At 61.5% G+C, this 20,119-nt stretch carries 13 protein-coding genes; 8 read left to right on the top strand and 5 right to left on the bottom strand.

What is annotated here, in order from left to right; translation table 11 throughout:
* Window positions 1-140 precede the first annotated feature (140 nt).
* The gene (locus tag FGZ14_RS00460; protein ID WP_139920113.1) at window positions 141-575 is read left to right on the top strand and encodes an RDD family protein; all 435 of its coding nucleotides are present in this window, start codon (window positions 141-143) and stop codon (window positions 573-575) included.
* Window positions 576-666: 91 nt separating this feature from the next.
* Here the strand turns inward: FGZ14_RS00460 and FGZ14_RS00455 are convergent, their stop codons facing one another.
* Window positions 667-1,398 carry an RDD family protein gene (locus FGZ14_RS00455; RefSeq protein ID WP_139920111.1) on the bottom strand — a complete coding sequence of 244 codons (732 nt, stop codon included), beginning with the start codon at window positions 1,396-1,398 and terminating at the stop codon, window positions 667-669.
* Window positions 1,399-1,566: 168 nt separating this feature from the next.
* Here FGZ14_RS00455 and FGZ14_RS00450 point away from each other — a divergent pair, with 168 nt between their 5' ends.
* The 7 genes from FGZ14_RS00450 to FGZ14_RS00420 all read left to right on the top strand — a co-directional run bounded on the left by FGZ14_RS00450 (window position 1,567) and on the right by FGZ14_RS00420 (window position 10,914).
* Window positions 1,567-2,514, top strand: coding sequence for a stage II sporulation protein M (locus FGZ14_RS00450; RefSeq protein WP_139920109.1), 948 nt, complete (start codon window positions 1,567-1,569; stop codon window positions 2,512-2,514).
* 41 nt (window positions 2,515-2,555) lie between these two features.
* Window positions 2,556-3,461, top strand: a complete 906-nt coding sequence (locus FGZ14_RS00445; RefSeq protein WP_139920107.1) for a YciC family protein — start codon at window positions 2,556-2,558, stop codon at window positions 3,459-3,461.
* A gap of 290 nt (window positions 3,462-3,751) precedes the next feature.
* Window positions 3,752-4,414: a DUF4129 domain-containing protein gene (locus tag FGZ14_RS00440; RefSeq protein ID WP_139920105.1), complete on the top strand. Its 663-nt coding sequence runs from the start codon at window positions 3,752-3,754 to the stop codon at window positions 4,412-4,414.
* Window positions 4,415-4,425: 11 nt separating this feature from the next.
* Window positions 4,426-5,889: a DUF4350 domain-containing protein gene (locus FGZ14_RS00435; RefSeq protein WP_139920102.1), complete on the top strand. Its 1,464-nt coding sequence runs from the start codon at window positions 4,426-4,428 to the stop codon at window positions 5,887-5,889.
* 155 nt (window positions 5,890-6,044) lie between these two features.
* A complete protein-coding gene (locus tag FGZ14_RS00430; protein ID WP_257883303.1) occupies window positions 6,045-7,091 on the top strand; it encodes a MoxR family ATPase in 1,047 nt (348 codons plus the stop codon).
* 117 nt (window positions 7,092-7,208) lie between these two features.
* Window positions 7,209-8,564, top strand: coding sequence for a DUF58 domain-containing protein (locus FGZ14_RS00425; protein ID WP_257883302.1), 1,356 nt, complete (start codon window positions 7,209-7,211; stop codon window positions 8,562-8,564).
* Window positions 8,565-8,808: 244 nt separating this feature from the next.
* Window positions 8,809-10,914: a beta-N-acetylhexosaminidase gene (locus FGZ14_RS00420; RefSeq protein WP_139920099.1), complete on the top strand. Its 2,106-nt coding sequence runs from the start codon at window positions 8,809-8,811 to the stop codon at window positions 10,912-10,914.
* A gap of 126 nt (window positions 10,915-11,040) precedes the next feature.
* Here FGZ14_RS00420 and FGZ14_RS00415 read toward each other — a convergent pair whose 3' ends face one another.
* From FGZ14_RS00415 to FGZ14_RS00400, 4 genes are all read right to left on the bottom strand, one after another.
* Window positions 11,041-11,664, bottom strand: a complete 624-nt coding sequence (locus tag FGZ14_RS00415; protein ID WP_139920097.1) for a hypothetical protein — start codon at window positions 11,662-11,664, stop codon at window positions 11,041-11,043.
* Between the two features lie 60 nt (window positions 11,665-11,724).
* The gene (locus FGZ14_RS00410) at window positions 11,725-11,982 is read right to left on the bottom strand and encodes a hypothetical protein (RefSeq protein ID WP_219601039.1); all 258 of its coding nucleotides are present in this window, start codon (window positions 11,980-11,982) and stop codon (window positions 11,725-11,727) included.
* Between the two features lie 342 nt (window positions 11,983-12,324).
* Window positions 12,325-16,170, bottom strand: coding sequence for a hypothetical protein (locus FGZ14_RS00405; RefSeq protein WP_139920093.1), 3,846 nt, complete (start codon window positions 16,168-16,170; stop codon window positions 12,325-12,327).
* 184 nt (window positions 16,171-16,354) lie between these two features.
* The gene (locus FGZ14_RS00400; RefSeq protein ID WP_139920091.1) at window positions 16,355-20,098 is read right to left on the bottom strand and encodes a HAMP domain-containing sensor histidine kinase; all 3,744 of its coding nucleotides are present in this window, start codon (window positions 20,096-20,098) and stop codon (window positions 16,355-16,357) included.
* Between the last annotated feature and the right edge of the window lie 21 nt (window positions 20,099-20,119).

Here is a 20,119-nt window from a genome sequence, read left to right as displayed (position 1 = left end):
CAAAGCCGGTCCGGAATATTCCGGACCGGCTTTTTTGTACTTTACCTACCCGGTTGCATGGTGTAAATACGGCCGAAATAACCCATCTTTCGTACGCCGCCCGGCACGGGGCCGGTGGCGTTTACTTTCTTATTCTATTGATGGAAACCACTACCCTTGAAGCTGCTTACGAAACTCAGCCCGTGCTCGTGCGGGCCGGGCAAGGCCGCCGCTTAGTAAACCTGCTGGTTGACTACGTGGCCATTTTCAGCATGTTTTTCGTGCTGGGCATTATTATGGCCTTAGCCAATCAGACGGAACTACTGGATAAATTAGTCGATGGGTTTATGGGCCAGGTGACGTTTATCGTGTTTTCGCTGGCTTATTACACGGTTATGGAGGGCCTGTTTGGGCGCACGTTCGGCAAGATGCTCACCCGCACCCGCGTTGTCACCGATGAAGGCCTGCATCCTTCCTTCGGCACCATTCTCAAGCGCAGCATCTGGCGCTTTATTCCCTTCGACGCCCTGTCCTTCCTCGGCAACGCCTACGGCTGGCACGACTCACGCTCCGAAACCATGGTTGTGCGCGGTTAAGTACCTGTCCTAACCTACCCCCATCAAACAGCCCAACGCCCCGGCCATAGTACATGGTCGGGGCGTTGGGCTGTTTGATAATTGGTTGGGGCTAGGCGTAGGGACTGTCCTGCGCAGCTAAGTGGGCATGGTCGCGCAGGACGGTGCGCAGAAAGGCTTCATCAGGTAAATCGGTGTGAATGCCGGTAAGAGCCTTTACCTTGGTCGCCAACTCATTTAGCAGCACAAAGTTGCCATTAGCCAGTCCTTTCTGCAGCAGCTGCCGGATGGTGGCCACGTCATGGTCGGCCAGGCGGCTGGCTTCCGGAAAAACAACCACGTAACCCGCCTCCGTGAAGGTAGGGGCCAATGCACCCGCCGCCTGCCGCGACTTGGTGCTCACCACGGCCGTACCGGCGGCCATATCGCCCAGACGCTGCCCTTTGCCATTGGCCAGCACCACAATCAGGGCAATCAGGCCGCTCATAATTCCGGTGTCCACGATGCGCAGAATCCAGCGGATGAGGTAGTCGCCGAAGCGCGGTGGCGTGCCATCCAGACGGATTACTTTGATGCTGCACGCCTTTTTGCCCAGGCTTTGCCCGTTCATGAACACCTCGCTGAGCAGGTGGTAGAAGATGTACGGCAGCCCGGCCAGCACCACCATTCCTATCACCATCGGGGTATCATTTACTCCCAGCCAGCTCAGAAGCAGAAGAACGGCCCCTACCCAGGCAATGAGAATGACGTTATCGAGGATGGCAGCCACTACCCGGTCGCCGGCGCTGGCTACCTCGTACTCAAGCGTGACGTTTTGCGTGGTCTGGACGCGGATAGTGCTCATGGCAGGAAAAACCGGTAGCGCAAATAAGTAGATCGAAGAATACGCAATGGCACCGAAAATTTGCTAATCTTCGCAAGCCAGGACGCCGCGCAAATTACGCGCTGGCCTCTCAAATTCTGCTTCTGCTTTTAAGATTTCTATCCCCGCCGGTCGGGCCCTCTATCCAGTATGCGTGAAGCCGTATTCCTCCGTCAGAATGAAGCACGCTGGAAGCAGTACGAGCAGCGCGCTACCGGCCCCGAGGAGCTGGCCGCGCGCTTCGTGGCCCTCACCGATGATCTGGCCTACGCCCAGACCTTCTACCCCGGCTCCCCGACCACCCGCTACCTCAACGACCTGACTGCCCGCCAGCACCAGGCCCTTTATAAAAACAAACACGAATCGACGGGGCGTTTCGCTGACTTCTGGCGCCGCGAGCTGCCCTTGCTGGTGGCCCGGCACCACCGCACGCTGGCCTGGTCGCTGCTGCTGTTCACGCTGTTCACGGCCATCGGGGCCCTGTCGGCGGCCTATGATGACAGCTTCGTGCGGGTAGTACTCGGCGACGCCTACGTGAACCGCACCCTGGAAAACATTGAGCGCGGCGACCCCATGGCCGTGTACAAGAGCAGCGACGAAACGCCCATGTTTCTGTTTATCACCCTCAACAACATTTACGTGTCGTTAGTAGCCTATGCCCTGGGGGCTACGCTGGGGCTGGGCACCATCTGGGCTTTGTTTCGCAACGGGGTCATGCTGGGGTCGTTTCAGTATTTCTTCTACCAGAAAAACCTGCTGCTACCCTCCGTACTGACCATCTGGATTCACGGCACCCTGGAAATATCGGCCATTATACTGGCGGGCGGGGCCGGGCTGGTGATGGCGCGCGGCATGCTGTTTCCGGGTACCTACTCCCGCACCGAGTCGTTTCGGCAGGCCGCCCGCGACGGGCTGAAGCTGGCCGTCGGGCTGGTACCCATCTTTATTACCGCCGGGTTTCTGGAAGGGTTCGTGACGCGCCACACCGAGATGCCGCTGCCGCTGAGCTTGTTTATTATCGGCTCGTCGGCCGCTTTCATCCTCTGGTACTTTATTCTGTATCCGCGCCGGCTGGCGGCCCGCTCTCGCCCCAGCTAGCCCCACGGCTTCCCTGCGGAAGGCGTTTTTACCTGTTTTGTATGCAACAGAAGTTTACCCAAGCATCCGACTTCCGGCAGGAGCGGGATTTTGGTCAGAAAATCAGCGCCACCTTCGAGTTTATGGGCAGCCATTGGCGGCCGCTGGGCAAGTGCCTGGCGTATTTCGTGCTGCCCGCCACGCTGCTGACCGGCTTGGCAGTGGGCGTCCTGCAGGCCCAGACCAACTGGGGCGGCCTGACGGAGGATATCCGTTACGGTAACAGCATGGTCTCCTCGGGAAGCATCTGGCTGCCTCTGCTGGCTCAGCTTATTTCGCACGCGCTGCTGGGGGCTACGCTCTACGGCTACGTGCGCACCCGCATGGAGCTGCCCGCCACCGAAACCGTGACGCCGGCCCTGGTAGGTCAGCATATCCGGCAGTTTGCCCCCCGACTGCTAGGGCTTGGCCTGCTGATGACGCTGGTTGTCATGATTGGCTTCTTTCTGCTGGCCATCCCGGGCTTTTACCTGGGCATAGCGCTAAGCCTAGCCTGGCCCGTGCTGGTGTTCGAAGAAGCCGGCCTGGGCCAGAGCCTGCGGCGCAGCATTCACCTGACGGGGGGGCACTGGTGGGCTACCCTGGGGCTGCTTCTGGTAATGCTTATTCTGATTTCCCTGCTGGGCATCATCTTCCAGATTCCGCAGTACGCCGCCATGGTCGGGCGGATGCTGCACTGGTCCCTGCTTACCTCCGATCCGGTTATGATTTCGGCCGGCGTACTCTCGACCATCGGCCAAACACTGCTTTACGTTCCGCTGGAGCTGGCCCTGGCCTTTCAGTATTTCAATCTGGTAGAGAAAAAGGATGGGCTGGGCCTGCGGCAGTTGATTGATGGTCTGGGAGCCACTGCCGCCCCTACCCCCCAAAACGCGACCTTCCGCCCCGATGAGGAGGGAGAATATTAGCCGACTACCGGCAGAAAGCTCGCTCATTCCTGGTTACTTGTGCTTTCATATTCCTGCTAACAACCAGGCCTGTGACTGGTAACTACCGGCCGCGGGCTGGCAGTAGCGCTTATTGTTTGCTTGTGCTCCTCGTTCGTTTTTTCGTTCGCCTTTTGTTTCAGAGTCCGGCGGTCCGGCACCGGCGTGGCGGGCTGGCATCGGCGGTGCTGTTGCTGGGGTTGCTGGGAGCAGGGTTCTGCCCGCCGCCAGCCCGCGCAGCCGCTCCCCAGCCCCCGGCTTTAACCGACACCTTGCCCCGCCTTGCCTCCGACCGCTCCGCCGTGGTGCGCCTGCGCCGGCCGCGGGCTGAGCGCCTTCGGGAGTTACGCCAGCAGCGCGACTTTCAGTACGTGGAAGTAAAAAGCGAGCTAAGCGCCTGGGACTTGTTCTGGGCCCGCTTCTGGAGTTGGGTGGCCGAGGCACTGGAGACGCCTTCGGGCCGGATAGCCTGGAAATACGGGGTGTACCTGTTTCTGGTGCTGGCCCTGGGCTTCGCGGCCCTCAAGCTGATGCAGGTGGATCTGACCCGGGCCTTTGGGCGGGCACCGCGCCGCGCCGCGCTCAGCTACGATACGGAAACAGAGGACCTGCACGCCCTGGATCTGGAAACCCAGCTGACCGCAGCCGAGCAGCAGCGTAACTACCGCCTGGCCGTGCGCCTGGGCTACCTGAGCGTGCTGCGCCAGCTTTCCGAGAAAGGTCTGATCCGGTGGCAGCCCGACAAAACCAACCACGACTACCTGTATGAGCTGCCGTCCGGGCCGCTGCCCGAGGCTTTCCGGGAGCTTACCCGCCAGTTTGAGTATGTGTGGTACGGCGAGCAGGACGACTTAACGGGCGAAGATTACGAGCGGGTGCGCACCACCCGCCAGGCCTTCCAACGCCGCCTCACGCCTGGCCGGCACGCCGCTTAACCCCCTTCGCTATGACAACTTTCCGGTGGTATTTGGTGGGGTTGGCGGTACTGTTCGGGGCCTATGTGGCCGTGGAATACTACCGCCCCAAAGCGGTTAGCTGGACTCCTACCCTCGAAAACGACGACAAGATTCCGTACGGCACCTACGTGCTCTATGATCTGCTGCCCGCCCTGGCGGGCGTGGACCGCAGCGCCGTGCGTACCGTGCGGGTGCCCGTGTATAGCCAGATTGAGGGGGTAGATGAGGACGTGGCTCAAGTTGATACGGCCACCACGGCAGAGGCCGCGGAGGCACCAGAATCCACCCCGGCTGACTCAGCCGGCCCCACCTCCCCACAGAGCCGCCCCGCCCCCGAGGCCGTTGCGGCGGCTCCCGACTCATCATCCGGGGCCGATGATAAAGACTATGCCGCTGGCCTGGCCGCCGGGGGCTACCAGCCGGCTACCTACCTGTTCGTGAGCAACAACTTCGAGCTGACCCCGCTGGATTGCCGCTCCCTGCTCCGCCACGTAGCGCGCGGCAACGATGTGTTTGTGGCCGCCTCTAACTTCGATTCCTTCTTTGCCGATACCCTGGGCTTTCGTACCCAGGAGCAGGTAGCACCCATTAAGTGGAAGAAAAAGTCGGCCGCCTCCGCCCCTGACAGCTCCAGCCTGAACCTAGCTCGGCCGGAGCTAGGTGCTGACTCCGTGCGGCTGCATTTTGTGAACCCGGCCGTGGCCCGGCAGGTAGGCAACCACCACTTCGCCTTGCCCGCCCTGGCGGCCACCAACCGCTTGGTGCCTACCCGGGCGCTGACGACCAGGGCCACTCAGCTGGCCACCGATGAGCAAGGCCGAACGGTGCTGCTCCGGGTGCCGCACGGCCGCGGGCATTTCTATATATGCTCTGTGCCCCTGGCTTTTTCCAATTACTTTGTGCTGCAGCCGCAGGCCAGCGACTTTGCTTTCGCGGCGCTTTCCTACCTGCCTAACGGCCGCACCATCTGGTGGGATGAGTACCAGAAACAGGGCCGTCGTGGCGAGCAGTCGTTGCTACGGGTGCTGCTGGAGCACGAGGCACTACGCACGGCCGTGTATCTGGCGCTGGCAGCGGCGGTGCTCTTCGTCCTGTTTGAGGCCCGGCGCCGCCAGCGGATTATTCCGGTGCTGAAGCCCTTGCCCAATACTACCCTGCTGTTTACCCGCACCGTGGCCGGCCTGTACCGGCAAGGCGGCAGCCATGAGCTTATTGCGGAAAAGAAAATAGGCCTGTTTCTGGAGTACCTCCGCACCCGCTACCACGAGCCCGGCCTCGATCTTACCGACGAGGCCACGCGCGAGCGGCTGGCCCAGAAATCGGGCATAGCCCGGGCCGAGGTAGATGCACTGGTGCGCCGCATCAACTTCCTGCTGACAGCGCCCCAGGTCTCCGACGCAGAATTACTGGCCTTGAATAAAGCCATCAATCAGTTCCGACAAAAAGCCGCCTAAAATTGCACTATACTCAAAATATGATTTTATCACTTTATAACTATTCCGATAAGGCATTAGAACCCTCTAAACAGCTATTTTACTACTATATAAGCTCTAACATATTGAAATTAAACAACCCTCACTTGCCCGCCTCTATTTGACTTCGCCCAGAAATGGAAAATAACCTGAACCCTACCCCCGCCGACTTCCCCGAGCCTACGCCCATTACCTCGCCACCCGGTGAGCAAGTACCCGGCTTCGCGCCCCGTACCGACCTAAGCCACCTGAGCCGCCACGCCGAGGCCATTCGGCAGGAGCTAAGCAAGGTGATTGTGGGGCAACAGGCGCTGGCCGAGCTGCTGCTGACCGCGCTGCTCGCCGACGGGCACGTACTGTTGGAGGGCGTGCCGGGGGTAGCAAAAACCCTTACCGCTAAGCTGCTTGCCCGCACCCTGAGCGTGCCGTTCAGCCGCCTGCAGTTCACCCCCGACCTGATGCCTTCCGATGTGCTGGGCACCTCGGTTTTCCGGCCCAACAAAGCAGAGTTCGAGTTTCGGCCCGGCCCTATCTTCGCCAGCATTGTCCTGATTGACGAAATCAACCGGGCTCCGGCCAAAACCCAATCGGCGCTGTTTGAGGTGATGGAGGAACGCCAGGTAACCCAGGACGGCACCCGCTACCCCATGCCGGCGCCCTTCATTGTGCTGGCCACCCAGAACCCCGTGGAGCAGGAAGGCACCTACCGCCTCCCGGAAGCCCAGCTCGACCGATTCCTGTTTAAGCTGAACGTGGGCTACCCCACCGTGGAAGAGGAAGTGGCTATTCTGCAGGGCCACCACGCGGGCTTCGGCGGCACGCCGCTGGATGCGGTGCGGGCCGTGGTGTCGGCCGAAGATTTGCAGAAGCTGCGGGAGCAGGTGCGCCGCCAGCACGTAGAGCCCAAGCTGCTGGAATACATTGCCCGCCTTGTAGGCCAGACGCGCGCCCACAAGGGCCTGTACCTGGGGGCTTCGCCGCGGGCTTCGCTGGCCCTGCTCAACGGTGCCAAAGCCCTGGCCGCCCTCCGGGGCCGCGACTTCGTGACGCCCGAAGATGTGCAGTATCTAGCGCCCATGGTACTGCGTCACCGCATCCAGCTCACCCCGGAGCGCGAAATGGAAGGCGGCACCCCCGACGACGTAGTAAAGCAGATTCTGCAGCAGATTGAAGTGCCCCGGTAGCAGTAGCACGGACTTTAGTCCGTCTCCCCGCCAGCCTATTTTTTGCAGCGCACAACCAATCTGCCCTGCTCCCGATGATGCGACGGGCTGAAGCCCGTGCTACTCTACTCTTTGACTGTGAAATCCTTCTTTCTTACGCGCCGCTTTTTTCTGGTTGTCGTGGCCCTGCTGGCAGGGCTGGTGGTGGCCTTTTTCCTGCCCGGCTGGCTGGCCCCGGTGCAGCTGGCCCTCGGGCTGCTGCTGGTGCTGACGGTGCTGGACGCGGTGCTGCTGTACGCCCCGGCGCGGGAGGGTGCGGGCGGGGTGTTCGGGCGGCGGGTGCTGGGCGACAAGCTGGCCAACGGCTCCGACAACGACATTGCCATCTACCTCGAAAACCACTACCGCTTCCACATTAGTACCGAAACCATTGACGAGATACCGCACCAGTTTCAGCGCCGCGACGTGCTGTTCCGGTCGGCCATCAAGCCCGGCGAAACCAGCATTATCCGCTACCAGCTGCGCCCCACCAAGCGCGGCGAGTATGAGTTTGGGGCTGTGAACGTGTACGTGGCCTCGCCCCTGGGTTTGGTGCGGCGCCGGTTCCGGTTCGATGACAGCCGCGTAGTGCCGGTGTACCCTTCGTTTCTGCAGATGCGCCAGTACGAGTTGCTGGCTATTCATAACCGCCTCACCGAGGCCGGGGTGAAGCGCATCCGGCGGGTAGGCCACAGCATGGAATTCGAGCAGATCCGGCCCTACGTGCCCGGCGACGACCCGCGGGCCATTAACTGGAAAGCCACCGCCCGCCGCGCCACTACCCCCGAAGCCGCCGACGCCCTCGTGGTCAACCACTATCAGGACGAGCGTGCCCAACAGGTGTACTGCCTCATCGACAAAGGCCGGGTGATGCGCATGCCGTTCGAGGGGCTGAGCCTGCTGGATTACGCCATTAATGCCACGCTGGTGGTAAGCAACATTGCCCTGCTCAAACACGACAAAGCGGGCTTGCTCACCTTTTCGCACCAGCCCGGCGCTACCGTGCCCGCCGACCGCCGTAGCGGCCAGCTGCGCAAGCTGCTGGAGGTGCTCTACCGCCAGAAAACCAAGTACCTCGAAACCGATTACGAACGGCTCTACATCTCCGTGCGTACCAACATCCGGCAGCGCAGCCTGCTGATTCTGTTTACCAACTTCGAGACGCTTTACGGCATGCAGCGCCAACTGCCCTACCTGCGCCGCATGGCCAAAGACCACCTGCTGCTGGTTGTGTTCTTCGAAAATACCGAGCTGCGCACCTACCTCGAAGGCCCCGCCGACTCCACCCAGGACGTGTACAACCAGACCGTGGCGGAGAAATTTGCCCAGGAAAAACGCCAGATTGTGCGGGAGCTGAACCGCTACGGCATCCATGCCCTGTTGACTGCCCCCCAAAACCTGACGGTAAATACCATCAATAAGTACCTGGAGTTCAAAGCCCGCGGGCTGATATAAGCCTGGATAAACCAAAGCCAATGCCATGGCGCGGTTGCGGCGCGAAGCCACCCTTCCTCTGCTTCGCCTCCCGGCCCTCTAGTATGTCCAGCCCTTGACACTCGCACCGTCGTCAAGGGCTGGTTGCGTTTTAGGGGGTAGCACTTTGCTATGGAAGGACGGCTTTGCCCTGCGTCCTCTCCTTACCGATTATCACTTCTGGCGCGGGGCTTGCTACCTTCGCTTCTCTGCCTACTTCCTTCCCATGATGCGCCCTTTCCTGTTCTTGCTGTTGTTGCTGGCTGGCCCGCTGGCCGCCCAAACCCCCGACACGCGGATGCTGCTGCCCGTGCCTACCCAGGCCACCTGGGGCCAGAGCCGCTTCACGGTTAAGCCCGATCTGTCGTGGCAGGTGTTTACGCCCACCCAAACGCCCGCCAGTCAGGCCGCCGATTCGGCGGTGGCGCAGGCGGTAGAGCAGTTGGTGCTGCCGGCCCTGTTGCCCGGCCGGATGGGGGTAGGCCCCTCACGGCGGCAAGCGTCCCCCATGCCCACGGCCAGCATGGTGCTGCAGTACGGTCGGCCGGGAAATTTACTGAAGCTGGGCGAAGACGAGTCGTACACCCTGCGCGTGACGCCTATGGGCGTGGCCCTGAACGCCCCCACCCACCTGGGCATTCTGCGCGGCCTTGCCACGCTGCGCCAGCTGGCTACCCCCGAGAAAAAGATGGTATGGCTGCCCGAAGTTGACGTGGTGGACTCGCCGCGCTTCCCGTGGCGCGGACTGCTCATGGACCCGGCCCGCCACTTTATGCCCGTTTCGGTGATTAAGCGCAACCTGGATGGCATGTGGGCCACCAAGTTCAATGTGATGCACTGGCACCTGGCCGACGACCAGGGCTTCCGGGTGGAAAGCAAGCTGTTTCCGCGTTTGCACACCGTGGGCGGCGAAGGCCAGTTTTACACCCAGCAGCAGGTACGCGAGGTCATTCGGTACGCGGCCCGGCGCGGCATCCGGGTAGTGCCCGAGCTGGATATGCCGGGCCACGCTACCGCCTGGCTGGCCGCCTACCCCCGCCTGGCTTCCAACGACTCCATTTATGGTGTAGCCCGCAAATGGGGCGTGCTCAATATCGCCCTGGACCCCACCAAGGAAACTACTTATACGCTCATCGACTCGCTGCTAAGCGAAATGACCGGCCTGTTTCCGGACCCGTATTTCCACATTGGCGGCGACGAAAACGACGGCCGTCAGTGGAAGCGCAATCCGCGCATTGTGGCCTTCATGAAGCAGCAGGGTTTCATCAATGCCAAGGGCCAGCCCGATAACCACGCCCTGCAAACCTACTTCAGTCGCCGGGTGCTGCAGATGCTCACGCGCTACCAGAAAAAGATGGTCGGCTGGGACGAAATTCTGGGCCCCGACCTGCCCCAGGATGCCGTCATTCAGAGCTGGCGGGGCAAGAAAGGCCTCTACGAGGCCGCCAAGGCCGGCCACCCTACGTTGCTCTCCAACGGCTACTACATCGACCTGAACCTTACGGCCGCCTCGCACTACGCCCCCGACCCCTTACCCCAGGATGCGCCCCTAACCCCGGCGCAGCAGAAGCTGGTGCTGGGCGGCGAGGCTACCATGTGGAGCGAGTTTGCCGATTCCGTCATCGTCGATTCGCGCATCTGGCCCCGGGCCGCGGCCGTAGCTGAGCGGCTCTGGAGCGTCGGCACCGTCCGCGACGTGCCCGATATGTACCGCCGTCTGGCTCTGGTCAGTAGGCAGCTGGAAACGATGGGCCTGCGCCACCGCCGCGCCCCGGAGCAGCTCCTGACCCAGCTGGCCGGCGGCCGGCAAACGGCCGTAGCCCCGCTGCGCACCCTGGCCCAGGTGCTGGAGCCCGTAAAAGAATACAAGCGCCATTTCCAGGGCTTCAACTACACCACCCAAACCCCGCTCAACCGCTTGGTGGACGCCGCGCCCTCGGAGTCGGAAGAGGCCCGGCAGTTTGGTGTGGCCGTGGATGGGCTGCTGGCGTACCGCCGCACAGCCGCGGGCAACGACCTGCAGGGGCAGCCGGGCAAGGCGCTGGTAGCCTACCTCACTAATGAGCTGGAATACTGGCAGGCCAACGACGCGCTGGTGCAGCCTCTGCTCAAGCAAAACCCCAGCCTCCAGGAGTACGCCCCCCATTCAGCCCGCCTGAAAACCGTGGCGACCCTGGGCCTGGAGCGCCTCCGGCTGCTGGAGAAAGGCCAGGCCCCTACCCCCACCTGGCTGACCAACGCCCTCAAGCAGCTCGACGCCGCCAAAGCCCCGGCCGGCCAAACCGAGCTGGCCGTAGTGCCCGCCATCCGGCGGCTGGTAGAGGCGAAGTAGTCTGGGAATGAGAAAGCAAAAAGAGCAGCCGGCGTACCGGCTGCTCTTTTTTTGTGGTTGGAGGTGAGGCCGTGAGGACGCCAGATCAGGCTCCCGGGCCGGAGGGTACTGCTGCGCTACGTACTTCTACTTGCTCAGCTTCGTAATGCGGGTAACCTTGAAAAAGGTGTTGGCCTCACTGCTCTGGGGAATGCTGAAATACTGGTTGTACTTGCCGGACACCAGCCCTACCCCCGGCTTAAATTGAATGTCAACGGAGCCATAATCGCGCATCGGACCATCCGCAATCAAGGGTTCCAGCGACCAGAACGTGTAGATGCCGTTGTGCTGCTCCTCCAGCAATAAGCTTGTTCCCAATTCCGCCTCCACGGATGGGAAAGAATCTTTCGCGCTGACTTGCTCGGCCTGCCTGAAATCGGCACGGGTGAAGGGGCGCGCCTGCACGTTGATGGTGATATTGTCGCCGGCCGTGGGCCAGTAGGTGGGCCGGTTGCGCAACAGGAAGTATTCGGTCAGCACTACGTTGGGCGTCGTCCAGAGCTGCCCGTTCCGCTCCACCAGCGGCTTCACGTCGGTGCGCCGGGTAAGCTGATTGTACAAATGCGTCCGCTGGGTTTCGTAGGCGTACACCCGGGCGTAGCAGTCATCCAGGAGCCCTGATACGCTCACGCGGCGCACCGCCGCAAGCGTATCGGGGCGGACCGGCTCCCAGGTTACGCGGCCGGTTTCCTTATCGGGCAGAATGGCCATGGCAATCAACAGCTCATCTTCCAGCAGGGCGTGTGATGACTTCCCTTGCGGCGGATGGGCCTATACTACCTGGCGCGGAACCAGCAGGTTCAGCAGCTCCAGTTGCTGGGGCTGCCCCTTACTTACGCGCTGAGTTTGTACCCAGTGCAAGGGCATGTTATTGATTGCTCTCCCCGATAGGTCCACGTACAGAAAGTCGTCAGCGTAGGGCAACTGGCCCTTGCCCTCGGGAACCTGACTATAAGCAGTGCTCAATGCGAAGCCATTACCTATAGTCAGGCCCCCAAATAGTAGCAGAGAATATCGCAGCTTTTTCACAGATTTTTTTAAAGCAAAAGCGGCGGTGGTCTAAAACGAGGTGATGCATGTTCGGGGCGCTGACGACAAAATCTGCTTCTTACCTTCCAGCAAAGAGATTATAAGCAGAACCATCAAGAAAGTATCACCTCACTTTAGACCACCGCCAAAACTTGTTCGTTCAGCCGTTTCCTAACCATGCACCGCATCCGCATCCAACTCGTCATTGACGAGCATAATCGGCGACTAGAAACAACAAACTAATCACCTGCTATTTTACTAGTGCCAAAAAAAGTAGATGGTTTCACTGGTAATTTAAGTAGTTGTTGAACGCATAAACATAGCGTTAAATCAATAACCTGCCTAAAACAGCACCGATACCTGCATGCGGCCGGTGTGCACGGCGCCCAGGCCGTTGGCTTTGCGCCCGTCGTAGGCCAGCGTGACGTTGAGGCCGTTGCTGAGGCGCTGCTCTATGTTCAGGTTCCAGGTGAAGTTGCTGCCGGGACGCAGGGCATTTAGAATTTCCAGCCCCACCAACGAGCCCTGGTCGCCGGTGAAGCCCACGCGCACGTAGCGGGTAGTAGCCGACAGGGTGCGCTTCCCCACCTGGCTGAGGCGGGTTTCCACGCCCAGCTCATCGAAGGTGCCCTCGGCGTCCTCGTCGGGGCCGTTGGTGTTTTGCTTGGTGGTGCGCAGGTAGGTACCCGTGAGGCGCAGCACGTTGGTGGGCTGGTAACTGATTTCGGGGGCTAGCTCGTACTGCAGCACCCGAAAATTGCGCGTATCGAGGTAGTTCGAGAGGTTTTCGCGGATGCTGCGGGTAGCCGTAAAGCGCCCCGTAAACGTCTGCGCCAGCGTCCGGCGCAGCAGCAGGCTCTGGCTGGCCAGGTTGCGCGTGTCGGAACCCTGGGTCAGCAGCACTTTCTGCTGGGTTTGCTGCACTGTAAACTCGGCCCCGAAGATGGGGTTGGACCGATTGAAGTAGAGCGTGTTGCGCAGCAGCTTGTTCAGGCTCAGCAGCAAGGAATCGGCGGTCTGGAAGGCAAACGGGTTCAGGCGCGAGGACAGCGTGTTTTCGGTGGTGCGGCGGTCCAGGGTAACGGTACTCAGGGCCGAGAAGCGCCCTACAAAGCCCCGCAGCCCCGGCAGCTCCCGCCAGCCGCGCGGGGCGCTGGTGGTCAGGCGGTAGCTGAAGCGGTTGGTGAAGGCCGGAATGTAGTCGTCGGTGGGCAGAAACACCTTGATGTGAGTGCGGTACTGGGCGTCGGGGGTTTGGGCCTCGAAAAACTCATCCTTGTCCTGCCGGCCGTTGTTGTTGGCGTCGCCGCCGTAGTAGTGCGTGCCCTGGCCGTTGGGCACCGGCAGAAACGTGTAGTCGCGCCGCAGCTCCCGGCCCGTGGCCACGGCGTAGCTGAGCTCGGAGCGCAGCAGCTGCTGGAAAAAGCTGGCGTTCCAGTCGAGCTTGCCCAGCACCGTGCGCTGCCGCGCCGAGTCGCGGGCCGCCAGGTCGCGGTACGTAGCCAGCACGGCCAGGTCCTGGGTGGCGCTGAGGCGGGAAGTGAGGCTGCCCTGCCAGGTTTGGGCGCGGCCCCGCTCCTGCAGGCGGGTTTGCTCGGGGTTGGGTGCCTGGTCGCGGCGGTAGCTGTAGTCCAGCCGGAAGCGGGTGCGGGCCGAGTCGCGGCTTTGCACGAACAGGGCGTGCTCATCGAAGTAGTTGGCCGAGGTCAGGGAGTCGCCAGAGGGCCGGGCCACCCGGTTTTTGTCGAAGCGGTAGGCGTAGCCGGGCACCACGGGGCCACCCACGTAACGGGCCGTAGCCTCACCCCGCGCCCAGCGCGACTTCCGGCGCCCGGCTTCCGAGTTTAGCAGAAACAGATTGCCGCGCACCTGCACCGGACCCACCTGCCGGGCCGCATCTACCCAGTGCTGCACTCCGCTTACCTCGCCGGCCCGGTAGCGGCGGCTCAGGCGGTAGCCCACGGCATTGTCGGCGTCTTTTACTACCCCCACCGAGGCGTTAAGGATGTTGTCTTCGCGGGGCTGCTGATTGTTGGTGATGAGCGTGTTCGAGGTGCTCCAGTTCCGGTCAAACTCAATGTCGCGGTACCGATCAATAGGCGCGAAGCGGCGGCTGGTGTACTCGTAGTCGAGGGCGCTGCGCAGCTTGTAGCCCCGCAGGCCGGGCAGGCGTAGCGGCCGGTCCTGCACCACGTAGCCCACCCGCATGGCCCGCCCCGCCGCCGACTCCGGCGAAAACCGGTTCAAATCCAGCTCAGAAGCCGCCAGATCCACGAATACCGTGGCCGTGGAATCGAGCTGGTAGCTGGTGCCAATAGTCATCAGCTGCTTCTGCAGGGGCGTGGGCAGCACCCGGATGGGCTCGTAGGCGCCCCGCCCCCGTCCCACAAACTGATAAACGCGGCCGTTGGCGCGGGCATCCTCGGGGCTGGTGCCTAGGTTATAGCTGCCCTGCCCGGCTCCTACGTTGGTGAAGCGCACGTTGTACACGGCCCGCGTGGTGTCCAGGGGCGGATACACAAATACGGTTACCGGCTGCTGGGTGGTGGGGTCGAGCTGAGTTTCCTGGCGGTACTGCACCTGCTGGCGGTCGTAGGCCACGGTATCTACGCCGGGTACAATGGCCTGGCTCACGTTGTCGCCAATGGAGCGCAGCAGCCGCTTTTCCGACTCCTTCAGACTGAGGTTAGGCGAGTTATCGGGGTTGTCAGATTCGCGGTAGAAGTTGGCATGCACCTGCAGGCGCCCCAGCTGCTGGTAGTGGCTGGCCTGCAGCAGGGAGCGGGCGTAGTTGAAGTCGGAATACTCAAAATCGACCTTGATGCGGGAATTGCGGGTAATCAGGTGGCGGGGCGAAAACGTCAGCTCTGCCTGGTTGTAGTCGATAACATAATCGAAATCGAACCCGCGCACCAGCAGGCGCCCATCCAGGTACACCCGCTCGGAGTTAGCCAGAATGATGATGAACTGCTCGCCGTTGGGCCCGCGCAGGCGGTAGGGCCCCTGCACGTTTTCCAGGGGTGTAATGTCGATGCTGGCAAACTTGCCCTTGGCTACCCCGGCCGCCACGGAGGTGGTAGCAAAGGCCTCGCCGGGCTTAAACGACAGCAAGCCCCCGCGGCGCGGACCGCCCGTAACAGTAGTCACCGTTTGGCTGACGCCGTTCGGCCCCACGCCGTTGGGCGTAACGCCGATAGGGCTATTCGGGCTGGTTGGCAAACCGTTTTGGGTGGCGCCCGAGCCGGCGGGTGGGGGCACGGTAGGCGGCACCGTCACGAAGGTACCGGTGCTGGTGCCCGCGGCATTAGGGTATTGAAACAGCTGCGGATTACTCACGCCCGGCCCCACGCCGCCCCCGAACCCACCCACGGGCAACTGACCGAAGTTGGTTTCCAGGGCCGCCCCCTGAATGTTCTTGTAGAACCGCAGAAAGTAGTCGGGCTTGTTGCGCAGCACCACGTCGCCGGCCGTCAGGTTCCAGCGGGGGTGCGTCAGGGTAATGTAGATGCGGTCAAACTCCTGCAGCTGCTGGGTGTTGCCCTCGGGCTGGAAGGGCACATTCTGGTCGGAAATAGCGGCCGTCAGGTTAATCTGGTCCGTCAGGCGACCTTCCAGCTGCAGGTTCAGCGAGGAGTTGACGAACACGTTCTGAGCATTGCCAAACGACACACCCCGCGAGAGGTTACCGGTTTTGTTGATGCCCGGCGTGCTCAGGATCTGCTCTTTCACGGCAAAGTCCTGCAGCCCCAGCTCCGAGGGGCGCCGCCAGAACTGCACGCTATCCATTTGTCGGGCCGGGCGCAGGTAGCGAGCCGCCGCCAGCTGCACCGGCAGTACCCGGTAGCACACCAGCACCGAGTCGGGCCCGCCGGGTAGCACAATATCGGGCTGGCCAGCCTCGGGCGCCGGGAAGCGGGTAGCAGGCCGCACGAAGCGGTACTGATCGGTAGTAGGGTTATAGGCCACCGAGCGGCCATCAATGCTCACCGAAGTAGGTACTACGGTCAGGGAATCGCGCAGCCGGAACTCGGTGGTATCCCGGTTGGGCAGCAGCCGTACCCAGGCGCAGCGGCGGGTAGTAGGCGGCGCATCGGTCCGCTGCTGGGCGCGGGCCATTCCGGTCATCGTCAGCAGCCACGCCAGCAGCACCCAAAAGCGCAGGAAAAAAGGCGTAGAGCTGCTGATCATTCAGTAAAAATACGAAGCCGGAAAGCCAGGGCCACCATAACGCCGGAGCCGCCTGAATTCGTGCCACTCGCCGCCTCGGCCGGTTGACGGCGGCGCATCGGAACAACCCTACCCCCGCCACCTTGTCAAACCTCACGGGGCAAGTGGCGCGGACGCAAACCAGCCCGGCGGCCTTGACAGGTTCCTACCCAGCCAGAGGTAGCTCGATGCAGAAAGACGTTCCTTTCCCTTCTTCCGTCTCAAACCAGATGCGCCCGCCGGCGCTTTCAATGCCGCGCCGGGCTACGGCCAGGCCTATGCCCGAGCCCTTTTCCTTGGTGGTGAAGTTGGGCACGAACACTTTTTCCTGTACCTCTGGCGGAATGCCCGTGCCGTTATCCTGAATGCAAATGCGGATCCGGTCGTCGGGCCGGGCCTCGAGCCGCGCTTCTACCGCGGGCACCCGATCCGCCGGAATGGCCTGCAGGGCATTAATCAGCAGATTATTAAAGGTCCGTACCAGCAGACTTTCGTCGGCGAATACCACGTAGCGGCCGGTTTCAGCATCGTCGGGCAGCACCAGCCGGATGCCGGCTCCGCCCACCCCGCCCTGGTGCAGGCCCACGCACCGCCGCAGAATGGGCGCTACGTCGAGGCGCTCGGGGCGCATGGCGGGCAGGTTGGTGAAGTTGCTGAAGGAAGTGGCAATGTCGGTCAGCACATCAATCTGGGTAATGAGCGTCTGCGACACTTTGTTCATCAGCTCATCCAAGTTGGGGCGCCGGTCCTGAATGGCCCGCTGCAGAAACTGCAGGCTCAGCTTCATGGGCGTCAGCGGGTTCTTGATTTCGTGGGCCACCTGCCGGGCCATTTCGCGCCAGGCCGCCTCCTTTTCCTGGGTAGCCAGCTCCTGCTTGCTTTCTTCCAGCTTCAGCAGCATCTGGTTATACTCGCGCACCAGCAGCCCAATTTCGTCTTCCGACTCGTAGGCCAGCATTTCGTTCTGGCCCGTCAGGGTAGTCTGCCTCAGCTTTTCAGTGATGAGCTTAAGCGGTTGGGTCAGGATGCGGGAAGCCAGGAAAGCCAGCAGCAGAAATAGGATAAACATCACCGTGAAGATGTTCAGGATGGTCGATACAAGTTCCGTCAGCTTGTTATCCAGGTCTTTTTCCGAGTCGAAGAAGGGAATACCTACGTAGCCCAGCACCGCCCCCGGCCGCCCCGACTGCACCACCCCGGCTGCCCGTAGCGGCAAATACAGCGCGTTAAAGGAAAGCGTGCCGGCCCGCTCCGTGAGCAGCACCCGCGGCTGGCCGTCCTCTTTCAGGGCCGAAACCGCCTGGGGGTTCATCAGGGAGCTGAGCAGGTTGGCCTCGAAAATGGAGGGCTGGCTGCTAACCAGCAGCTCGCCCTTGGCATTGTAGAGGTTGAGGTCGGTTTCGGTGAGTGAGGCCACGTTTTCGGCCAGGTCCACGAGATAGGGCCGGTTGCCGGGGTCCGTGAGCAGGTCGCGGTTTTTCAGCAGGTTTTCCTGAACCGCCTGCCCCCGGCGCTGGTAGGTGCGCAGCAAATCGTGTTTGTAGGCATTGGTAACCTGGCTGGCAATGGCCACGCTCACCACAATGAGGGGCACTAGGATACCAAAGTTGAGGAACAGCTGAATTTTGGTGCTGAAGTTGGTGCGCAACACCTCCCGGTACTGCCCTCGGGCCAGTAGAAAGGCTCCCATCACCAGCAGCCAGCAGAAGCTGTGGGCCAGAAATAAAAAGGAGAAATTGGCCAGCCAGTCGGAGAAAGAGTAGGTAGCCGTGGTAACAACCACCATGCGGCCCGACGCATCCGTTGCCTTCACGGCTAGGTGGTGGTAGCCATCCAACGCTACACCCGTGCTGTAAAGGCGCGCATCGCGGAAAAGACTGGCCGGCAGGCGGTTGATGTAGTCAAAGTTTCCTTCGTTGTACACCAGCTGTCCTTTCTGGTAGCCACCATAACTAAGCTCCGTGCCCAATCTGGGCTGAAAAAACTTCTGGTCAACCAGCAGCTCAGGCACCACACTATTGGCCGTTAGCTTCTTCAACGACAGCTCCAGCACAATGGTACTCGGGCCTTCCTCTACCTCGTCGGTGGGGGTAGGCACCGGAAAAAAGGCCACGTAGCGCCGCGAGTTAAACAGGTTGCTGCCGTCCCGGATCAGGTAGATGTTGGGGTGGTCGGTGGGGGTAGCATTCTGCAGCAGAAAGCTGCGGGTTTGCTCCAACGAGCCGCCCACGGCCACACCCCGGCCTGCCGGGTTGAATACGATAACGCGCACTTCATACTTATTGAAGTAGTCGCGCAGGTAGTATTTAATCACCTTCTGCCGGATCAGATCCAGGTTCACGAAGGGGCTGGCCAGCAGGGTGCGCAGTACCGGGTCACGCGCCATTTCCTGTCCGCGCTCTACCAGCAGGTACTCGCCCTGCAGGTCATTATCCGTGAGTAGGTTGCCGGCAACGTTCTGCTTGTTTACCTGCAGCTGCCGGTTGAAGCCTTCGTACAAAGCCAGGGCGCCTACGGCCGAGCTCACGCCCAGCATCAGGAAAATAAACAGGTACACCTGGTAGGGCAGCACCACCCCGCTCGACTTCAGCCCGGTCAGGCGTAGCACAAAGAAAAACAGCAGCGTAATACCCAGAATAGTGGCGTGTACCTGCCCTACCCCCACCCCCGTACCCAGGAATACCACGGCACTAGCCATCAGTAGTATCAGGCCCGCGTTGCGCGTAGAAGGCCTAACGATGCCCGTAAACAGCCGCGACAGAATATAGAAGCCGACGAGGTAGCTGCCCGTGTGCAGGACGATGGCTACCACCAGCAGCACCTTGAACAGGTTGACTTGGATATCCTGCGTGATATCGAGGATGAGCTGGGAATTACTGAAGCTGCTGGCGTAGAAATCGAAGAGCATTTCCAGCAGCCCGTAGAATCCCAGCACCGTAGCGGCCCCCAGCGCCACTCGTTGCGGCATCCGGCGCACCCGCTGCGTAAAGCGCAGCACGCCATAGCGCCGAAACAGCAGCAACACGTAGTAGGAAGCCACCACAAACAGGCCCGCGTTCAGAAGCAGGTCGCCGAGGGAGGGGGAAAACCAGGAGGCCGCGTACACCCGCGGGTCAAACAGACGAATCTCCAGAAAGGAAAACGGCAGCCCGAAGTATAGCATCACAGCCCGCAGGCCACCCAGCGGCACTACTACGGCCAAAGCACCCGCCCAGGCCGGGCCCTGCCTAAACTGCTGACGGGCTACGTAACTCCACGCCCCTATATAAAACCCTACCCCCAGTAGCAACAGCAACAAGGGCAGGTACTTGCCCGTGATGGGGTCAGCCTGCAGACTCTCAATGGAAAACAGGTAGTTGCCCTCGTTGGAAACCAGCCGGGGCCGCGCAGAAGGGCCTTTTTCTACTACCAGCCGTACGTTTTGTCCCTGAAAGATGCCCTGCCCGTTGCCCTCGCGCAGGTAACGGTTGCTGATGCCATAAGTGATTTCCAGCGGAATGTAGGTCAGCACCACGTAGGGAGCCTCGGTATGGCGCAGCACCAGAAACTTACCGAAGCGGGTTTCCAGCAGGCGCTCGTGGTAGCGCTGGGTGGCCTGCTCCGGGTCGGGCCGTACGCTATGGCTAGACCAGTACACCAACTGGTCGCCCCGGAAAATGAAGGTAGGAAAGGTGGTGTGGCTGGCCAGGCTCTGGAAGCTCACCCGCCGGGTAGCCAGCCGCTGCAGCACGTCCGTCGATTCCCGCTCGCCCGTTAGCTCGGCCTCCATCAGCAGGTCTTGCAGGCGGGTGGCCGAGGCCTGCAGGGCTACCTCCGGATTCTGACTATACCGGTTGCTGAGATAAGCGCCGCCAAAGCAGAGCAGCGCCAACGCAAGCAGCCAGACCGGGGGAAAACGAAGGAATTTCAAAAGTCAGGAGAATGGTAAAAG

This window comes from Hymenobacter sp. DG01 (assembly GCF_006352025.1).
GTDB lineage: Bacteria > Bacteroidota > Bacteroidia > Cytophagales > Hymenobacteraceae > Hymenobacter.
Note: the sequence above shows the minus strand (reverse complement) of the source record. Positions and strands in the feature narration are given on the sequence as shown.